11 protein-coding genes are annotated in these 20646 nt (G+C 47.6%); 10 read left to right on the top strand and 1 reads right to left on the bottom strand.

What is annotated here, in order from left to right:
* Nucleotides 1-25 precede the first annotated feature (25 nt).
* Nucleotides 26-1225, bottom strand: coding sequence for a nicotinate phosphoribosyltransferase (pncB, locus tag C9I92_RS00150; protein WP_047886706.1), 1200 nt, complete (start codon nucleotides 1223-1225; stop codon nucleotides 26-28).
* 460 nt (nucleotides 1226-1685) lie between these two features.
* Here pncB and pepN point away from each other — a divergent pair, with 460 nt between their 5' ends.
* From pepN to rmf, 10 genes are all read left to right on the top strand, one after another.
* Complete coding sequence (gene pepN / locus C9I92_RS00145; protein WP_084712661.1) at nucleotides 1686-4310, top strand: aminopeptidase N; 2625 nt, start codon at nucleotides 1686-1688, stop codon at nucleotides 4308-4310.
* A gap of 179 nt (nucleotides 4311-4489) precedes the next feature.
* A complete protein-coding gene (locus C9I92_RS00140) occupies nucleotides 4490-4711 on the top strand; it encodes a DUF2835 domain-containing protein (RefSeq protein WP_047886707.1) in 222 nt (73 codons plus the stop codon).
* Nucleotides 4712-5118: 407 nt separating this feature from the next.
* Complete coding sequence (locus C9I92_RS00135) at nucleotides 5119-9948, top strand: NAD-glutamate dehydrogenase (RefSeq protein ID WP_047886708.1); 4830 nt, start codon at nucleotides 5119-5121, stop codon at nucleotides 9946-9948.
* A gap of 279 nt (nucleotides 9949-10227) precedes the next feature.
* A complete protein-coding gene (gene pyrD / locus C9I92_RS00130) occupies nucleotides 10228-11241 on the top strand; it encodes a quinone-dependent dihydroorotate dehydrogenase (RefSeq protein ID WP_047886709.1) in 1014 nt (337 codons plus the stop codon).
* A gap of 239 nt (nucleotides 11242-11480) precedes the next feature.
* Nucleotides 11481-12026 (top strand): cell division protein ZapC, encoded by a 546-nt coding sequence (locus C9I92_RS00125; RefSeq protein ID WP_047886710.1) that lies wholly within the window; start codon nucleotides 11481-11483, stop codon nucleotides 12024-12026.
* Between the two features lie 1704 nt (nucleotides 12027-13730).
* A complete protein-coding gene (rlmKL, locus tag C9I92_RS00120) occupies nucleotides 13731-15869 on the top strand; it encodes a bifunctional 23S rRNA (guanine(2069)-N(7))-methyltransferase RlmK/23S rRNA (guanine(2445)-N(2))-methyltransferase RlmL (RefSeq protein WP_047886711.1) in 2139 nt (712 codons plus the stop codon).
* Entirely contained in the window at nucleotides 15870-16136 is a 267-nt protein-coding gene (locus C9I92_RS00115) for a glutaredoxin family protein (protein WP_047886712.1), read from the top strand.
* Nucleotides 16114-18036, top strand: coding sequence for an ATP-binding cassette ATPase Uup (gene uup / locus C9I92_RS00110; RefSeq protein WP_047886713.1), 1923 nt, complete (start codon nucleotides 16114-16116; stop codon nucleotides 18034-18036). Before C9I92_RS00115 ends, uup begins: the two co-directional genes overlap by 23 nt.
* The gene (locus C9I92_RS00105) at nucleotides 18036-20147 is read left to right on the top strand and encodes a DUF3466 family protein (RefSeq protein ID WP_047886714.1); all 2112 of its coding nucleotides are present in this window, start codon (nucleotides 18036-18038) and stop codon (nucleotides 20145-20147) included. The genes uup and C9I92_RS00105 overlap by 1 nt, the downstream gene beginning before the upstream one ends.
* Before the next feature lie 169 nt (nucleotides 20148-20316).
* Nucleotides 20317-20490: a ribosome modulation factor gene (gene rmf / locus C9I92_RS00100; protein ID WP_084712662.1), complete on the top strand. Its 174-nt coding sequence runs from the start codon at nucleotides 20317-20319 to the stop codon at nucleotides 20488-20490.
* The last annotated feature ends 156 nt before the right edge of the window (nucleotides 20491-20646 follow it).

The raw sequence follows: 20646 nt of genomic DNA, 5'->3' as shown, positions 1-20646 counted from the left end.
GTCAATAACGCTCGGTGCTGTATCATCATCCAACAATCTTGAAAGCCTGACGCAGCTGGGAAAGATAATCTTCGTCGCGGCAGATGCTTTTGCCGGGTTCGTCAGAAATTTTCGCCACAGGGCGGCCTTCACACTCGGTCAGTTTCAGCACGATGTTCAGCGTTTTCACACCGGGTAAGTCGCAGGTCAACTGTGTACCAATACCAAAGCTGATATTGATGCGATGTGCAAAGTGTTTGTAAATTGTCAGTGCTTTGTCCAGAGTCAGGCTGTCTGAGAACACCAGAGACTTGGTTTTCGGATCAATGCCCAGTGCTTCATAGTGAGCAATGGCCTTTTCACCCCAGGCAATCGGGTCACCGCTGTCATGGCGTAAGCCAATAAAACGCTCAGACAAGCGCAGATCGAAATCACGCAAGAAAGCATCCATATTGATGCAGTCCGTCAGGGCGATACCCAGTGAGTCCGGGTACTCCTGTAGCCAGCGATTCAGAGCCAGTTGCTGGGAATCCGCCAGTTCACCGGACAGTTGCTGATGCGCTTGGAACCACTCATGCGCTTGTGTGCCTACAGGTGTCAAACCACGTGTACGCGCCAGGTGATAGTTTGAGGTGCCTTTAAATTCAGCCACGTTTGTTTTCAGATAATCCACAACATGGTGATGCACATCTTTAGAGAAGCGGCGACGAGTGCCGAAATCGACCAGTGCAAAGGCGTCAAGATCAATACCTTCCTCGGATGCACGGTGGTAAAACTGGTCAAGTTTTCCTTTCAGCTGTGCAAGGGCGTCGTCTGAACTGGCATCAGGGTAGAGGTGTTTGCAGCGAATTTCGCAAATGATAGCCAGTAGCGGGACTTCCCACAGAATGATATCCAGCCACTTACCGGTGATCGTGATAGCAAGCTGATCGCCGGTTGCATCGATATGTACCTGCTCACTCTTAAGCTGAAATGACTTGAGATACTCAAGGTAGTCTTCTTTAAAGAAGCTGAGTGTCGACAGGTACGCAATCTCTTCACCGGTGAATGACAGGCCGGCAAGACGGTTGATGTGATCCTGAATCTCTTGGCAATAAGGACGAAGGTCTTCCTCGCTCCGGCAATGAAACTCTGCGACCGCCTCAATATCTGGGTATTGATGAAAAATTGCTTGCTGCATATGTAATTTATATGCATCGGTATCAAGCAGGGAGTCGATAATCCCAATGTGTCCTAATTGATTCATAACTAGTTTGGTCGTTTTTTGCAATCCGAGGATTTTACCTTATTTTGAGCCGAGATTGCCTCAAAATGTTTCAGATAGTTGAAATTTTTAGGGCGAGTACCATACGCTGAAAAGCCATCAACGACAAGCCTACCAAGCACTTTTTATGGTAATTGGTGTCATAGTGTTAACACTATGTTTATGCGAGGATCTTGCTGCGAGAAAGATTTTGGGTAACCATTATCTTTTATAAAACTAATTATAGTAAAAATGATGCCCTGTCATTTAGCTGAATAACTAGTTTGAAGTCTGCCTGCATTGCATGAATATTCACCACTTGTCATATCTGGTGTTGAACTTCAGAGCGATTCTGGCAGTGGCTCTTGTCTGTCGCAGTTAAAGACAGAATAATGGAAACAACCGCCAGCGACTTCTCGCTCTGCCTTTATGGTAATTGTGCGGATAGAAATAAGGAATTTACATGGCCGAACAACCTACGATGACTCAGCCTACGGCAAAATACCGTTCTGACTACCAGTCTCCTGACTTTACCATCACCGATATCTCCCTGGAATTTGACCTGTATGACACTGCCACGAAAGTACTGGCGGTCAGCAAGGTTATCCGTCAGAAAGACACCGCAACGACGCTGGAGTTGGATGGCGACCACCTGAAATTGGTGCGCATTGAAATTAACGGTGTAGCCTGGAGCGACTTTGCTGAAGGCGAGGGCAAACTGTCTGTCTATAATGTGCCTGCTGAGTTTGAACTGTTGATCGAAACAGAAATCAACCCTGAAGCAAATACGCTGCTGGAAGGTCTGTACAAATCAGGCGGTGCCTTCTGTACGCAATGTGAAGCTGAAGGCTTCCGCAATATCACTTACTATCTGGATCGCCCGGATGTACTGGCGCGTTACACCACAAAAGTGATTGCCGACAAGGCCCAGTATCCGTACCTGATGAGTAATGGTAACCGTGTTGACAGCGGTGATCTGGATAATGGTCGTCACTGGGTTCAGTGGCAGGATCCGTTCCCGAAACCAAGCTATCTGTTCGCACTGGTTGCCGGTGATTTTGACGTACTGCGTGATAAGTACACGACGAAAAGCGGTCGTGTGGTTGATCTGGAAATCTTTGTCGACAAAGGCAACCTGGATCGTGCGGAATATGCCATGACTTCGCTTATCAACTCCATGAAGTGGGATGAAGAGCGTTTCGGTCTGGAATATGACCTGGATATCTACATGATCGTTGCTGTTGATTTCTTCAACATGGGCGCCATGGAGAACAAGGGCCTGAACATCTTTAACTCTAAATATGTACTGGCTAACCCGAATACTGCGACGGACACCGATTATCAGGGTATTGAGTCGGTCATTGGTCACGAGTATTTCCACAACTGGACCGGTAACCGTGTGACTTGCCGTGACTGGTTCCAGCTGAGCCTGAAAGAAGGCCTGACGGTTTTCCGTGATCAGGAATTCTCCTCTGATCTGGGTTCTCGTCCGGTTAACCGTATCAACAACGTTCGTATTATGCGTGGCCCGCAATTTGCGGAAGACCGTGGCCCGATGTCTCATCCGATCCGTCCGGACAAAGTGATCGAAATGAATAACTTCTACACCCTGACCGTCTATGAGAAGGGCAGCGAAGTTATTCGTATGATGCACACATTGCTGGGCGAAGAAAACTTCCAGGCTGGCATGAAGCTGTACTTTGAGCGCCATGACGGCACTGCGGCAACCTGTGACGATTTCGTTCAGGCGATGGAAGACGCATCGGGCATCAGCCTTGAGCGTTTCCGTCGTTGGTACAGCCAGGCCGGTACACCGGTTGTGACGGTTGATACTGAGTATCTGGCGGATGTTAAGCGTTACCGTGTCACTGTTAAACAACACACTGCACCAACACCTGAGCAGGAAGAGAAGTTGCCGCTTCATATTCCATTTGATATTGAGCTGTATAACCGCCAGGGTGATGTTCTTCCGTTACAATGTAACGGTGAAGCCATGCATCATGTGCTGAATGTGACTGAAGCCGAGCAGGTGTTTGAGTTCGAAAACATCGACGAGCAACCTGTGATCTCTATGCTGCGTGAGTTCTCTGCTCCGGTGATCCTGGAATACGATTACAGCGACGACGAGCTGATTTTCCTGATGGTGCATGCTCGTAACGAATTTGCACGTTGGGATGCGGGTCAGATGCTATTGGCGAAGTACATTAAGCGCAATGTAGAGCGCGTTCGCCAGGGTGAGGCGTTTGAACTGCCTGAAGCCGTGATTGATGCCTTCCGTGGCGTGCTGCTGGATGAGAAGCTGGATCCTGCTTTCATCGCTGAAGTCCTGACACTGCCAAACGAAAACGAAATTGCCGGTTGGTACAAAACGGTGGATGTGGATGCGATCCACCAGGTTGTTGGAGAGCTGGAAGTTGCTTTTGCGAAGGCAATGGAAGATGAGTTTACTGCGATCTACCATGCCCTGAATCAGGGGGCTTACACCATTGAGCATGACGCGATGGCCAAACGTGCATTGCGGAATACCTGTCTGGCTTATCTGGGTCATACTGGGCAAGGTAATCAGCTGGTCAGCAAGCAATACCAGGTGTCTGATAACATGACTGACACCATGGCCGCGATGGCTGTCGCGAATGACGCGGAACTTCCTTGTCGCGAAGCTCAGATGACTGATTTCAGTGATAAATGGACGCACGATGGTCTGGTAATGGACAAGTGGTTCATTCTGCAAGGTAAGAACCCGGCGGAGAATGCGCTGGAGAATGTGCGTGAAACCATGAAGCATCCGGCGTTTGATCTGAAAAACCCGAACCGTACCCGTAGTCTGGTTGCCAGCTTCTGTGCCAATAACCCAGTTCGTTTCCATGCGAAAGACGGTTCAGGCTATCAGTTCCTGACTGAAATCCTGACAACGCTGAATACCAGCAACCCGCAGGTCGCCTCTCGTCTGATTGAGCCGTTCCTAAAGTATCGTCAGTATGACGAAGCCCGCCAGTCACTGATGCGCGCTGAGCTTGAGAAACTGGCTAAGCTGGAAAATCTGGCAAAAGATTTGTACGAGAAAGTTCAAAAAGCGCTGCAACAGTAAACCAGCGGCTTTAAACGCTGATTTAACCGCGATGGTTTAGCAGTTATGTTTTAACCGTTATAAAGGGCAGGGAGACCTGCCCTTTATTTTTTGAGCAGTCGGTATGCTTACGTCATGCCATACAGAACGTTCTTTGGACATAGCGTGAGAAGGTACAGGAGGCCGAGTTAGGAAAAACCATGAAAGCGTATACTTTTTCAATCTATATCACATATCAGAATTACCTTAACTACTACAACGGCGCAGCCAGCACGGTCCAGGTGGTCACAGATGAAGGGTTAAGGTTGCAGTTACCTGCGGCCCGGTTGCGGCCATTTTTAAGCCAAATAGGAATAAAAGGGCGTTTTCGTTTAACAGTAAACAGTGAAAATCGATTCCATTCACTGGAGAAGCTGGCATAAAACTGCTGCTAATATCTTGATAACATTTTTGTAACTAATGAATTTAATGAAAGAGCAAAAATAAAAGTTATGCAGTTAATTTGCATTAGTTTTATTTAACTGAATAAAAGCTGAAAATAACCCTAAAAATAAATGGTTAGACCAATTGACAAGGGCCTGTGGGAATTTTGACGCTATTTTCATCAGACCCAGATAATCCGACCAGTCAAAATCTCTACCTTAGTCACATATTCGATTTTTTCCTGCTCAGACAGTGATATTAACGTAACCATTTCGCAACAAAAGGCCCTACAATAGCACTCGCGGATTACCCGTCATTCGTGAGTTGTTTATCCCCAATTCTGCTCATGAGTGTTTTTATAAAAATTCTATACTTTATTGTAAAAATATAACGATGGAGCATTGCTATGACCGCACCTGACCCTATAGTGCCGGTATTGCTTGAGAAAGTTTATGGCTTAATCCAGGACAAGATTGAGACCCCTCAGCAGTCATTAGTAGAAGTGTTTGCTCAGCGATTGTTAGGACAACTGGCAGAAGATGATCTGCTTCAACGGAATGAATCTGACCTTTACGGTGCTGTACTAAGTCTGTGGCACCACCTGGTACAAAATAAACCTGATCAAATCTCAGTACGTGTCTACAACCCAACTTTGAGCCGTTACGGCTGGCAGTCTACCCACACTGTTGTTGAAATTATTACTCCGGACCGCCCATTCCTGGTTGATTCAGTACGCATGACACTGAACCGTCTGGGTATCACCAGTCACCTGATGCTGAACGGCCCGTATTTCTTCAAACGCAACGCGGAAGGTGTCATTACTGAAGCGTGTGGTAAAGACGGCGATCTTCAGACGTTGTTCCACATTGAAGTGGACCGCCTGAACGACAAACAAGAGTTGGAAGCATTAAAACAAGAACTAGAACAAGTGCTTCAGGATGTTGATCTGGTCGTCAATGACTGGCAACTGATGCAGGCAAAACTGCAGTCAATCGTTGAAGAATTGAAAAATGCAAATATGCCAGTTAAGAAAGACAAGCGCGAAGAAGCGATTGCTTTCCTTGACTGGGTGACTCACCACAACTTCACCTTCATGGGTTACCACAACTATGATCTGGTGCCGATTGAAGGTGATTATGAACTGCGCCCGACGAATGAAGACGGCCTTGGCCTGCTGAGCAAGTCAAGCAAGGTGAAAACACTGCGTCTGTCTGAGCTGCCTGAGACTGCCCGCTTTGAAGCGCGTAAGCCGGATCTGCTGATCCTGACAAAAGGCAACGTGAAGTCGAAGATCCACCGTCCGGCTTATACCGATTACATCGGGATCAAGCGTTTTGATAAAGATGGCAATGTGATCGGTGAGCACCGTTTCACGGGTCTGTACGCGTCAACGGCTTATAATCAGTCGATCATGAGCATTCCTCTGATCAGCAATAAGGTTAACCGTATTCTGGAAGAGAGTGGCTATTCTGCTGGTTCTCACTCCTGGAAAGCGCTGAATAACCTGATGGAAACGTATCCGCGTGACGAACTGATCCAGGCCAGCGAAAAAGAAATGCTGGATGTGGGCTGTGGTGTTGTACGTATGCAGGATCGTGATTTGCTACGTCTGTTTGTTCGCCGCGACCCATTCGGTCGTTTCTTCTCTTGCATGGTGTATGTCACGAAAGAGCGTTACAACACTGAGCTTCGTCGTAAGACGCAGCGCGTACTGAAAGAATACTTTGGTTCTGAACAGGACGTTGAATTCACTACTTTCTTCTCTGAGAGCCCACTAGCAAGAACCCATTACATCGTGCGCGTAGAAAACAATAACTTCGATGTCGACGTTAAAGCCATCGAACACAATCTGGTTGAAGCGGCTTCTTCTTGGGAAGACCGTCTGAGCTCATCTCTGATCGCAAACTTTGGTGAAAGCCAAGGGACGCTGCTGGCGAAAAACTATGCCCGCGCATTCCCGCGTTCATACAAAGAGCAGATGCTGCCAGGTTTCGCGGTTGCGGATATCGAGCAGCTGGAAAGCCTGAGCGAAGATAACAAGCTGGGCATGCTGTTCTACCGTCCGCAGGAAGAAGCGACCGATTCACGTTACGTGAAACTGAAGCTGTTCCACCGTGATGAGCCGATCCACCTGTCAGACGTTATGCCTATGCTGGAAAACCTTGGCCTGCGCGTGATTGGTGAAGAACCGTATGAAGTGAAGACTGCGAGCGGTACCGTGTACTGGATCCTGGACTTTGCGATGCTCCACAATGCCTGCACAGGGATTGATCTGGCTGAAGCCCGCGATCGTTTCCAGGAAGCATTTTCTGCTATCTGGCACGGCGAAATCGAAAGTGATGGCTTCAACCGTTTGGTACTGTGTGCCGGTCTGACAGGTCGTGAAATCACGATTCTGCGTAGTTTTGCCCGTTACATGCGCCAGGTTGGCTTCCCATTCAGCCAGCACTACATCGAAGAAACGCTGTCAAATCACAATGATCTGGCTCGTGATCTGGTTCAGCTGTTCCGACTGCGTTTTGATCCTGAAATCAAGCACACAGAAAAAGCAGAGCAGGATCTGATTGCAAAACTGCATGAGAAGCTGGATGAAGTAGAAAGCCTGGATGACGATCGTATTATCCGTCGTTACATGGAAATGATCCGTGCTACCCAGCGCACTAACTACTACCAGCTGGACGAAAACGGTCAGCCGAAACCATGGCTGTCACTGAAACTGCGTCCGTCTGAGATCCCTGAAATCCCGGCACCGGTTCCGTTCTTCGAAATCTTCGTGTACGCACCGGATATGGAAGGTGTACACCTTCGTGGCGGTAAAGTTGCGCGTGGTGGCCTGCGCTGGTCTGACCGTCAGGAAGACTTCCGTACAGAAATTCTGGGCCTGGTAAAAGCGCAGCAGGTTAAGAACACTGTTATCGTACCGGTAGGTGCAAAAGGTGGCTTCATCTGTAAACGTCAGCCTCAGCTGTCAACTCGTGAAGAGATCTGGGCTGAAGGTCAACGTTGTTACAAACGTTTCATTCGTGCGCTGCTGGATGTGACTGATAACATTGTTGACGGCGATCTAATTCCACCAGCGAACGTTGTTCGTCATGATGAAGACGACCCGTATCTGGTTGTTGCAGCCGATAAAGGGACTGCGACGTTCTCTGACCTGGCTAACTCAGTGTCGGAAGACTACAACTTCTGGCTGGGTGATGCATTTGCATCCGGTGGCTCTAACGGTTATGACCACAAAGCCATGGGTATCACCGCGAAAGGCGGCTGGGAATCAGTCAAGCGTCACTTCCGTGAAATCGGTATTGACTGCCAGAATACAGACTTTACATGTGCCGGTATCGGTGACATGGCTGGTGATGTATTCGGTAACGGCATGCTGCTGTCTAAGCATACGCGCCTGGTCGCTGCCTTTAACCACATGCATATCTTCCTGGATCCTAATCCGGATGCTGCAACCAGCTGGGAAGAGCGTAACCGTCTGTTCAATCTACCTCGCTCAAGCTGGGAAGATTATAACCCAGAGCTGATTTCTGAAGGGGGCGGTGTCTTCTCTCGTCGCAGTAAAGCGATCAAGCTGACGCCACAAATTCAGAAGCTGCTGGGCACCCGTAAGCAAACCATGCCGCCAAATGAGCTGATCCGTTTGATCCTGACAATGGAAGTGGATCTGCTGTGGAACGGTGGTATCGGTACTTACGTGAAATCTCAGGCTGAGACGCACACTGATGTGGGCGACCGTGCAAACGATGGTCTGCGCATTAACGGTAGTGAGCTACGTGCGAAGATTGTGGGCGAGGGCGGTAACCTGGGTATGACTCAGCTGGGCCGTGTCGAGTTCGCGAAGAACGGTGGTCGTGTTAATACCGACTTTATCGACAACGTAGGCGGTGTTGACTGTTCAGACAACGAAGTGAACATTAAGATCCTGCTGAACACACTGGTTGCCGGCGGAGATCTGACTTACAAGCAGCGTAATGAACTGCTGGAACGTATGGAAGACGAAGTGTCTGAAATCGTTCTTGATGATGCATACTGTCAGAGCGAGTCAATCTCCGTGACACAGCATCAGGAAGTCCAACTGCTGAAAGAGCAAATCCGCTTTATCCATCACATGGAAAAAGCAGGGAAGCTGGATCGCGCTCTGGAAAATATCCCGGATGACGATGCACTGGCTGAGCGTGAAAAATCAGGTATGGGTCTGACCCGCCCTGAACTGGCAGTACTGGTTGCCTACGGCAAGATGGTTCTGAAAGAAGAAATGGCAACGGATGAAATTGCAAATGATCCGTACCACGCGCGTTTGCTGCCGGCTTACTTCCCGAAAGAGCTGCAAGAAAGATTCCGCACGCAAATGGATCAGCATCCACTGCGTAAAGAGCTGATTGCGACGTCTCTGGCTAACCAGATGTCGAATGAGATGGGTTGTAACTTTGTTACTCGTCTGCAGGAAGAAACCGGTGCAACAGTGGCCGAAATTTCATCTGCCTACTCAGTTGGCCGTGCCATTTTCGACTTTGCTCAGTACTTCGAGCAGGTTCGTGAGCTGGATAACGTAATACCGGCCGATGTGCAGTATGACATTATGTACCGTTGCCGTCGTATGTTGCGTCGTGCGACACGCTGGATTCTGCGTAACCGCGACCGTAAGCTAAGCATCGAAGAGCAAATTGCATTCTACCAGCCGGTAGTAAGCAAACTACGTGAAAATCTGGAACGTTACCTTGTCACTGAAGAAGTGAAAGAGCACAACGATCAGGCTGAATCGATGATCAAACAGGGTGTACCGGCAGAACTGGCGCATAATATTGCGCGCCTGAGCAGCCTGTACTCAGCAATGGATATTGCACAAATTACCAGTGAGATGGATAAAGATATCGACCTTATCTCTCGAGTGTACTTTGTCCTGGGAGCTGAATTGTCACTGCACTGGTTCCTGAAACAGGTTCATAATCAGCCTGTAGAAAACCACTGGCAGGCACTGGCGCGTGCTTCATTCCGCGAAGATCTGGATTGGCAACAGCGTCAGCTGACTTCTGCTGTTATCAGCAGTGGTTTAGTAGGGGGTGACGCAGAAGGCCTGATTGAGAGCTGGATGAAGGAACACAAGAAGGCGATTCGTCGCTGGAATACCGTGCTGACTGAGTTCAAGGTAGGTACAACTCATGAATTTGCCAAGTTCTCTGTTGCACTGCGTGAACTGATGCTGCTGAATCTGCACTGCCGTCCGGCAATGTAATTCTGCAAAATTGGTGAATAAACCATAGCAACTGCTCAAATTGTTTGATTTTCAGGCCACCCACAGCTGTGAGGTGGCCTTTTTTTATCTCTGGTTAACATGTAAGTTAATCGTTTGCTATTTCTGTTAAAAAACAAACTGTTAATTATTTGCATTAGCCAGTCAATTTATAGGGTAGCGAGTATTTTTATCGTTAAACTATAAAATAATCGTTGAATTGGTGGCACAAAGTAGGAATAATGTTCTCCCGTTTATACGGGGCTTTTACTAGGAGGTACAATGATTTACCGCCTCGCACGATCCGCTATTTTTAAGCTAGACGCTGAAATGGCGCATGATCTTGCTATTCAGAACTTTTCTCGCTTCACCGGTACACCTCTCGATCTCTTCTATCGTCAACACGTCCCTGATCATCCTGTCGAAGTGATGGGTATCAAATTCAAAAACCCTGTTGGTCTGGCTGCTGGCCTTGATAAAAACGGCGAATGTATTGATGCATTTGGCGCGATGGGTTTTGGATTCGTCGAAGTCGGTACAGTCACACCACGCCCTCAGCCTGGTAATGATAAGCCTCGTTTGTTTCGTGTCATTCCTGCCGAAGGCATTATTAACCGCTTCGGTTTTAATAACCTGGGCGTTGATAACCTGATTGAAAACGTCAAGAAGGCAAAGTATGACGGTGTCATCGGGATCAATATCGGTAAAAACAAAGATACACCGATTGAGAAAGGGGCAGAGGACTACCTGATCTGTATGGAGAAGGTATATGAACATGCTGGCTATATCACAGTCAATATTTCATCTCCTAACACACCGGGCCTGCGAAGCTTGCAATACGGTGAAATGCTTGATGAGCTGCTGGCACAGCTAAAAGAGAAGCAGAAAGAGCTGTGTGAGAAATATGGCAAGTATGTACCGCTGACATTGAAGATCGCACCGGATCTTGAAGATCACGAAATTGCCCAGATTGCCCAGTCACTGATCAAAAATGAAATTGATGGTGTCATCGCGACGAACACGACTCTGGATCGTTCGCTGATTGAAGGGATGCCTCATTGCGATGAAGCGGGTGGCCTGAGTGGTCGTCCGCTTCAAAACCGCAGCACCGAAGTGATTCGTTTGTTGGCACAAGAACTGGATGGCGCATTACCTATCATTGGGGTGGGTGGTATCGATTCTGCTATTGCCGCTCGAGAAAAAATGATGGCTGGCGCAAGTCTGGTGCAGGTTTACTCCGGCTTTATTTACCACGGACCAAAACTGGTTAAGGACATTGTCTCTAACCTGAAGTAAGCGGTTCGAGAAAAAATGTATATCGTGCCTGTTGATGTTCATCGGCAGGCACTTTTTTTTGTTTAAGGTATATGACAGACACTCAAGTCAGGGGCAATTGTCAAACTTACACCTTTTTTCATCTACTTAGCCCTGTTTATTTCCTCTTTTTATTTGGCCTGACCACAGTAAAATTGTTCTAAAGTTTTGTTTCGAACGTTGGATAAAGCAGTATAACGAACGGATTTTGGAGCGAGAACATGTTGAAACCTAACAATTCATGGATGTGGTACTACGACCAAAAACATGACGCTCTGATGCTGGATCTAGGGGAGGAGATGATTTTTCGCGTCTCTATTCCAACCAAAAATCTGGTGCCTTGTGCATTTACCCGTTCTGTATTTACTGTTGACGACGCCAGTACCTACCAAACCTACCTTGAGGGCGTTTCTTCGCTCGATCTGCCAGCACCGCGCAAAGTTGAAATTGCTCTGAATGCAGTGGCTGCAAACCGCTTTCATAAACCAATGATGCCGAAAAGCTGGTTTTTTAAAGACCTTAAAAACGCACATTGCCCGTCTGAAGGTGACGTTGTCACGTTGTATACGGAAGATGGCCAGGCTAACTTCCTGGTGATTGAAAATAACGGAAACGCCAGCCTGTGTATGTCGGCTGAAGTGGAGGCCGTTAACCTTAACAATGCGAAGCAAATGCAGTTCTGCGATACGATCAAAGTGATGAATGACCGTATGGAAGCATTCGAGGCGCACGTAGAAATGCCTGTCAGTTTCGCACTGGTAGGCTGATTTACCTTCTGAAATGTTTCTCCGTGGCATTCACAGCCAGCGCGTACCAGCTCAATTGTTACCTTTATTTCTGCCTGATAACTGCACATGAAACAGTGTTATATCTCCTTCCTCGCTGAAAATAGCGAGTTGTAAGCTTGTCCATTGCCCCGAAAAACTAACCCTGGAAACATTAACCTCCATTAACTTTAAGCAGCCACAGGCAACCAAACCACAGCTGCGTACTCTAGTCTCCCTTCATTTTGTGGCCAATTGCTACCTGAGTTCAATCTCTACCAGAAGCCAATCGCTATCGCTTGTGTACCAACTGGAGAGAGAGTGCCTGTCTATCTCAATTGACTCGTTACCCATGGTCGACATCTCTCACTAAAACGACTTTCACTCATGGCCTCTGAACGACTCTCAATGCACGGACCAAACCATCAGGTGCAATTTCTAACGAAATCCCCCATGTACTGAACAAAAAAGAGACGAGTGGTTACTTACCATGTGGCGGTCATAACTGTTTGTATATTAATGAGAAAGGGTAGGGAAGTCGAAAATAGAGCCGTTAGGTTTTTATACTCATGTATGGACGAGTTCTGTCGGTATGTTAATGCGTCGTTCAAGTGGATCCCTAAGCACATTAGCCCCAATGAGTGTCAGCAAGTCTACCAAATACTTTTTCGTCGCTTTGTTCACATATATCTGAAGTGGGTGTGTTTACAACACATAGTTGGCCTACTCAGCCTTAGTAGACAGATAAATTGTATGCTCTTGAGCGATCTTTTCTACACCACAAAAGCAGGATGAATCTAAGGGAAAAATAAAGGCAATGCTCTGGTCTGAAGTATTTCATTACCGGGGCATCACCAAGTAACAGAGTCAGCATGTGGCGTATTTTTGACGTTGCGCGTCAAAAACTGTCTGCCTGAGCAGACGTGAAGGTAAGGGAATGCCCATTTGCTTGTGCAAAATATGTTCAAAATTAGTGAGCTGGGTCTAAAAAAGTTATCTTTTTTTAATGTTTTTTCTGCCTCTTTTTGTCTTCTGAGGGCAAAAAAACACCAATATTTTGCACCTGAATCTACATGGTGATTTGTTTTATTTCCTCAATTTCCTTATTCGTGTAATTAAATTACAAGTGATGTATGAGAGATATCCGTTACAAACCTGAACTATTTCCAATCGGGAAACTAACGAGTGTTTTGTTTTGATTCGCCTTTGGTGATAGTCAGTACAAACTTATTAATCGGGGAAAGCATGAATCACCTCAGACAGGAAGTGCGTAGTCATCTTGTTGTTTTATGATTTCAACTCATTGATAATTAATGGTTATATTTGTTTGTTTCTAAGGGTGGACGATTGTGGAGGGGATGGTGGGCGTTGTTTTGCTAAGGTTTCCCTGACCGTTTCTAAATGGAAACGTTCGTGATGATTGTTTGTTGTTTCCCGGAGTGAACAATTCAGATGGGTGGGGTTGTATACTATTGAGTGCTCATGTGGCCTGTTTTGCTTCTTCTTTGACATGAACTCAGGGTGAATCTTTTAGCTTGAATTGCCCTTGACATTACCTTTGAATCTGTACGCTGAATCAGGGCAGCGTAATTTGAGTGAAATAATTGCTGTTTTTTTAACTAAATGGGTCGGGAGATCCCTTTGGTGCAAGGTATTTAGAGGGTTTTCAGTTATAATTCACCGCAACATAAGTGCGAAATGAACCTCATGAATCAATATCTAGCAATCACTTCCCGTGGCCTTGAGAATCTTCTGGCCCAAGAACTCGAGCAACTTGGTGCTCAACAAATTAAAGTTGTTCACGCCGGCGTGCGTTTTAAGGCGGAACAGGGTACGGCATACCGCTGCTGTCTATGGACACGACTGGCTTCACGAATCATTCAGGTACTGGGTGAATTCACTGTTCGTGATGATATGGATCTGTACCTTGGTGCGACAGCTATCAACTGGCCGTCTTACTTCCACTTCAATACTCGAATCATTGTCGATTTCAACGGTACTAACCGCGAAATTCGTAACAGCCAGTATGGCGCAATGAAAGTAAAAGATGCCATTGTGGATAAATTCACAAAGGCTGATCTTCCTCGTCCGAGTATTGACCGCGTCCGTCCTGAGCTCCGTATTCATATGCGTCTGTCAGGCGAAAACGGCATTTTGGGTCTGGATATGGCCGGTAGCGGTCTGCACCAGCGTGGCTATCGTACTGATGCTGGTAAAGCGCCTCTTCGCGAAACCCATGCCGCAGCACTGGTTCTGAAATCTGGCTGGGTTCCTGGCAAGCCTTTGCTGGATCCTATGTGTGGTTCCGGTACTTTGCTGATTGAAGCGGCGATGATCGCGGCAGACATTGCCCCAGGTCTTAAGCGTAAACAGTGGGGCTTTGAGTTCATCAGCGATTTCGATAAAGAAGCCTGGATGGAAATTCATGCTGAAGCGAAAGTAAAAGCTCGCCGTGGTCCTGCGAACGTTGAACCACTGTTCTTTGGTCGTGAAAAAGATCAGCGTGTGCTGAGCATTGCGCGTGATAATGCCGGTCGTGCTGGTGTTTCTGAACTGATCCAATTTAAGCAGGAAGATGCGACTCAGCTGACTTGTCCTGAAGGATTTGCAGAAGGTGTCATCCTGTGTAACCCGCCATACGGTGAGCGTCTGGGTACAACACCTGAGCTGATTTCTCTTTACACCTTGTTTGGTAATCGCCTGAAACTGGCATTTGCGGGTTCAACGGCTGCGATATACTCGTCATCAAACGAGTTGCTTAGCTGCCTGCGTATGCGTGCTGATAAGCAATTCAAGCTGCGAAATGGTGCGCTGGACTGTGTGCTGAAAACGTACCTGATCTCGGCAGGTGGCGTGAAACACGTAGAAGGCGAGCAAGAAGGGACACTTGAAGAAACTCAGGTTGCGCCGGATTTTGCCAACCGTCTGAAAAAGAACATCGGTAAGTTGTCTAAGTGGGCAAACAAAGAAGGGCTGGATTGCTACCGTCTGTATGACGCGGATCTGCCTGATTACAACGCTGCGATTGATAAATACCAGGATTATCTGGTTATTCAGGAATACGCTGCGCCAAAATCTATCCCTGAAGAAACGGCACGTCGCCGCCTGATGGATGTTATGCGTGCTGCAATTCAGGTAACCGGTGTTGATACCAGCAAAGTGGTACTCAAAGTCCGTGAACGCCAGAAAGGCAAGAGCCAGTACCAGAAACTGTCGAGTGCTGAGCGTCACATGGTCGTTGATGAATACGGCGTGAAACTGAAAGTTAACCTGTTTGACTATCTGGATACCGGCCTGTTCCTTGATCACCGTATTACCCGTCGCAAACTGGGTGAAATGGCCGAAGGGAAAGACTTCCTGAACTTGTTCGCTTACACAGGTTCGGCGACCTGTCATGCCGCATGCGGTGGGGCAAAATCGACGACAACCGTTGATATGTCTAACACCTACCTGCGCTGGGCGCAGGAGAATATGGAACTGAACGGTAAAGTAGGTCGTCAGCATCAGTTCATCCAGGCAGATTGCCTGCAGTGGCTGCAGGAAGCGGACGGTAGTTTCGATTTGATCTTTATCGATCCGCCGACGTTCTCGAATTCAAAGCGTATGAATCAAAGTTTTGATGTTCAACGTGACCACATCATGTTGATGGAAAACCTGAAACGTATGCTGCGTCCGAATGGTCAGATTGTTTTCTCGAACAATAAGCGCCATTTCAAAATGGATTTCGAGAAACTTGAAGCACTTGGGTTACAAGCGCAGAACATTTCTGATAAAACGTTGCCTTTGGATTTCGGTCGTAACAAGCATATTCATAACTGCTGGATCATTACCCACAAGGAAGGTTAAGTGCTAATTACGCTCTATAGCACAGAAGGGTGTCACTTATGCGAGCAGGCCTATGGCCTGCTCGTTCATGCCGGCGTATCAAATCGCGTTGAGGTGGTTGATATCGCCTTTGATGATACGCTCTTTGCTCGTTACGGTGTCACTATTCCTGTGCTTGCAATTCAATATCCTGATTCTGAACAACAAAGTCCGGAACTCGGCTGGCCGTTTGATGCCGAGAAGCTGGCTGCATGGTTAAACAATAATGGCTTTAATTCACATCAGTAACGCCCAACTGGCGTATGGCGACCATGCTTTACTCGATAAAGCAGAGTTTATTCTTCAACCTAACGAACGTGTCTGTCTGGTAGGCCGTAATGGCACGGGTAAATCCACTTTGATGAAAGTGATTGCCGGCGACGTTCAACTTGATGATGGTAGCATCCAACAGCAGTCTGAACTGCGAGTGTCTCGCCTTGAGCAGGATCCGCCTCGTGACGCCGAAGGGACGGTGTTTGACTTTGTGTCTGAAGGGCTGGCTGAAATTGGTCAAGTTCTGAAGCAATATCACCACTTGCTCGATCTGATTTCTCATGAACCAACAGAGTCAAACTTTGCCAAGCTGGCTCGTGCTCAGGAAAAAATTGACCATGCCGACGCGTGGCAGTTTGATAACAAAATTACTTCTGTGCTGGAGCACCTGCAGTTACAGCCAGGGACATTGCTGAAAGATTTGTCCGGTGGCTGGCAACGTAAAGCGGCGCTCGCGCGAGCTCTGGTGTGCGATCCAGACATTCTGCTGCTTGACGAGCCGACGAACCACCTGGATGTCTCGACTATCGAGTGGCTGGAAGGCTTCCTGAAAGAGTTTAAAGGCTCTATTGTCTTTATCTCGCACGACCGTGCATTCATTCGTTCCATGGCGACCCGTATTGTCGACTTGGACCGCGGGAACTTATCTTCTTTCCCGGGTGATTACGACAAGTACCTGGAAACCAAAGAAGAGATGCTGCGGGTTGAAGAAGAGCAAAACGCAGAGTTTGATAAGAAGCTGGCTCAGGAAGAAGCGTGGATTCGTCAGGGTATTAAAGCCCGTCGTACCCGCAATGAAGGCCGTGTACGTGCGCTGAAACAACTGCGTCGTGAACGCAGCGAGCGTCGAGATGTGCAGGGTAAGGCTGACATGCAGCTTCAGGAAGCCAATCGCTCCGGTAAGATCGTGTTTGAAGCTGAACACATCAGCTACAGCTACGGCGACAAGCCAATCATTAATGATTTCAGCTTTAATGTAATGCGTGGTGACCGGATTGCTCTGATTGGTCCGAACGGTTGCGGTAAGAGTACCCTGCTGAAAATTATGTTGGGCGATCTGCAAGCCCAGGGGCATTTCCACTGTGGTACCAAGCTGGAAGTCGCGTATTTCGATCAGTACCGCGAAGTGCTGGACCCGGAAAAAACGGTAATGGATAACCTGGCAGATGGTAAACAGGAAGTGACCGTTAATGGCCGTACGCGCCACGCACTGGGCTACCTGCAGGATTTTCTATTCCATCCGCGACGTGCACGTACACCGGTAAAAGCCTTGTCCGGCGGCGAGAAAAACCGACTGTTACTGGCCAAGTTGTTCCTGAAGCCTAACAACCTGTTGGTGCTAGATGAACCTACCAACGATTTAGATATTGAAACTTTGGAACTTTTGGAAGATATACTTGCCAATTACCAAGGTACTTTGTTGTTGGTGAGCCACGATCGTCAGTTTGTGGATAACACAGTCGCAACCAGCTGGATTTTTGAAGGTAATGGTGTCATTGAAGAATATGTCGGTGGTTACCATGACGCTCAGGAACAGCGTGCCAATTCGCACAGCCAGAGAGCCAAAGAACAAGCGGCTCAAATTGAAACTGCGAAGAAGAAAGAAGACAACAAACAGCGTCAGGCTGATCGCCCCCGCAATGTTAAGAAGCTCTCTTATAAATTGCAGAAAGAGTTGGAAGACCTGCCGCAACGAATTGAACAACTGGAAAATGAAATTGCTGATTTGCAGGAAAAAATCAATGATCCTGCCTTCTTCCAGGACGTCAAAAATGATACCCAAGCGGTCCTGGCCCGTTTAGCTGATGCCGAAGCGGAATTTGAGCAGGCATTTGAACGTTGGGAAGAACTTGAAGCGATGCAAAAGGAATCTTAATGCAACATAACACCTTGAAGCTATCTACACTGGCGATACTGATCGCCGGTGCCACAAGTGCAAATGCGGCCGTTTATAAGGTTGTAGAAATTGACGCAGACCCGACTGTCGCAAGTCGCGATTACTTCCCTGAGAATGTAGATCAAAATAAAGCGCGCAGCCAGATTGAATATCATGGTCAGGGTATTAGTCCTTCTGCTGACGGTGAAAACTGTTTTGTCAGCGGCGGGTGTAGCAGTGATAACTATCAGGTCTTCGGCGAAAGCCGTTTCGGGGCTGAAGGTCTTCGCATGCGTGATGTGGTTCCGTTCATCAGCGATAACTATCAGGAGATCAACGATGAAGATCGCCTGTACCGTTACTGTGATCGCAATCTAGGGCCGAATACCTGTGATACATGGGCGCGCAGCGAATTTTACGGAAAGGGGTATAACACCAATGACATTGGTGACCGTTCCGGGCTGGGTGGTTTAGTTCGTGAGCAAGAAGCCTGGACTAAAAACTTCTATGCAAACTCACAGGCGTTACTGACCAATGGTAACCAGTTTAGCGTGGTTGAGACTTTTGCGTCTGATTCCGCTAATTATTCCGCATCCGCAGCGCTGGGTGATCTGGTTGCTGACCGAGAGACTTCGAATTCTGTGGTGACTCACGTAGGTAATCTGAGTGGTCAGCCTTACGAATTGGGTATTGCCAGCAGTGCGTATTTTGGTAAAGACGGCCGCTATGCTCGTCAATTTGCCAAACGTGGCTTTGTGAACGTTAACGGTTCGCCATTGAGCTTGGGAGCGGTTAGCTCAGCCAACGAGCTGACCAAAACTGCAGGTCAGTCTCTGGCGTTTGATGCGGTAGAGTTTGACGGAAAACTACTGGTGGTGGGCAGTGCCTCTTTTGCACCCAGTGACTTTGATGATTCTGATCTGAAGGTGCCAAATAACCGCAGTGATCGTGGTGACCCGACCTTCAGTGATAGCGCATTCCGTGGCTGTGATGAATTGATCCCAGGTAAACTAGAACAATTCTACAATACTAAAGAGTGCCAGTTGTCCGTCTTTGCTAATGACGCGGTCTTCTGGACTGTTGATGGCTCTTCTGCCAACAACACTGAAGCAAATCTATTGTCAAAACGGGTAGCTAAAGGGAATCCTGAATTGGAGTATCGCACGCTTGACCCTGATAATAACGATCGCAGCTATCAAGCAGGTGCGCGTGCTGTTGCTCTGGTTTCCGGCAAGCCAGTGGTGGTTGGTTTCACGACTGACTCTATTGATAAGACGTCCATCGATGAAGCGGATAAAGATTACTACGCGATTCGTGCTTCTGTATGGGAACTGCCAGATGGTTCAACAACCGCCAGCAGCGAGTCATTCACCCGTAAGATTATCCCTGGGCTGGATATCGAAGACGGGGGCGGCGAGCGTAAGCTGACTTACAGCATCGCGACCGACGTGAATGAAAACAACAAGGTAATCGGTGTCGCGAAGAATTACCTTGTTGATAACCGTTCATACTCTGAACGTATGTTTGTGTATGACAATAACAACCCAAGTGCTAGCCCAACGTTCCTGGATAGCAGCATTTCATCTTTGTTCTTCAAAGGTGCGAATGGTTACGCAGCGGCAATTAACAACAATGATCAGATTGTTGGTCGTCTGGATGCTGAGTCTGTCAACCAGGTTGATGGCCGATTCCGTCGCCAGCGTGCGTTTACATATGTAATGTCTGACATTCCTGGTTCAGCTGCTCTGAAGAAGGGCGATGTGTATCTGCTGGATGACTTGACCAACGATGGCGTTGTGAAAGGCGATGTCGCGAATCAATACCGTATCTTTGAAGCTACAGGTATCAATGATGCGGGTGTCATTTCAGCGACGGCTTACAAATGTGAAGGCGGTTACGATGATTTGACGAAAGAGTCGTTCTGTCAGGGCGGCGCGTCAAATGTCGAGCGTATTGTTGCGGTTAAACTGGTACCAATTGACGCAGCACAATCTCCGTCGGTTGAGTCACGTCCTACGCAGGAAGCGTCAATCGAACGTTCTGGCGGTGGTAGCTTGGGTGTATTGGCTTTGACAGTGCTAGGCTGGTTAGGGTTCCGTCGTCGCAAGTGATTTTTGTGTAAATATTGCGCAAAACTTCTACAGGCTCACAAATCGTGAGCCTGTTTCATTTCAAGGGTTGATTTGAAAGTCTGTTTGGCCAATTCTTAATAGTGGAGTCACAAAAGCTCCATCATTATGCAATAGTAGTGACTGAACCGATAAGGATGAGGATCGAACTATGAAGAGACAAAAGCGGGATCGCCTGGAACGCGCTCAATCGCAAGGTTATAAAGCTGGTATTAATGGTCGCTCCAGCGAAGATTGTCCGTATCATGCTACGGACGCCCGTACGAATTGGCTAGGTGGCTGGCGAGAAGCAAGACAAGATCTGCAATCTGGCCTCTATAAATAAATCCCTCCGTCTTATCACCCTTATCGAGCCCCTACCAGGAATAGGGGCTCTATCATATCTGCTACTTCTTATCTGTCGTTTCGTTGGTGCTTCTTGGTTCTGAGGCGCTAGGTTGGGTATTTTCCAAATACATTCAGACTTTCAGCCAATCATTCA

Origin of the sequence: Photobacterium ganghwense, assembly GCF_003025595.1 — a bacterium.
GTDB lineage: Bacteria > Pseudomonadota > Gammaproteobacteria > Enterobacterales > Vibrionaceae > Photobacterium > Photobacterium ganghwense.
This window is presented reverse-complemented; position numbering and strand designations above follow the sequence as displayed.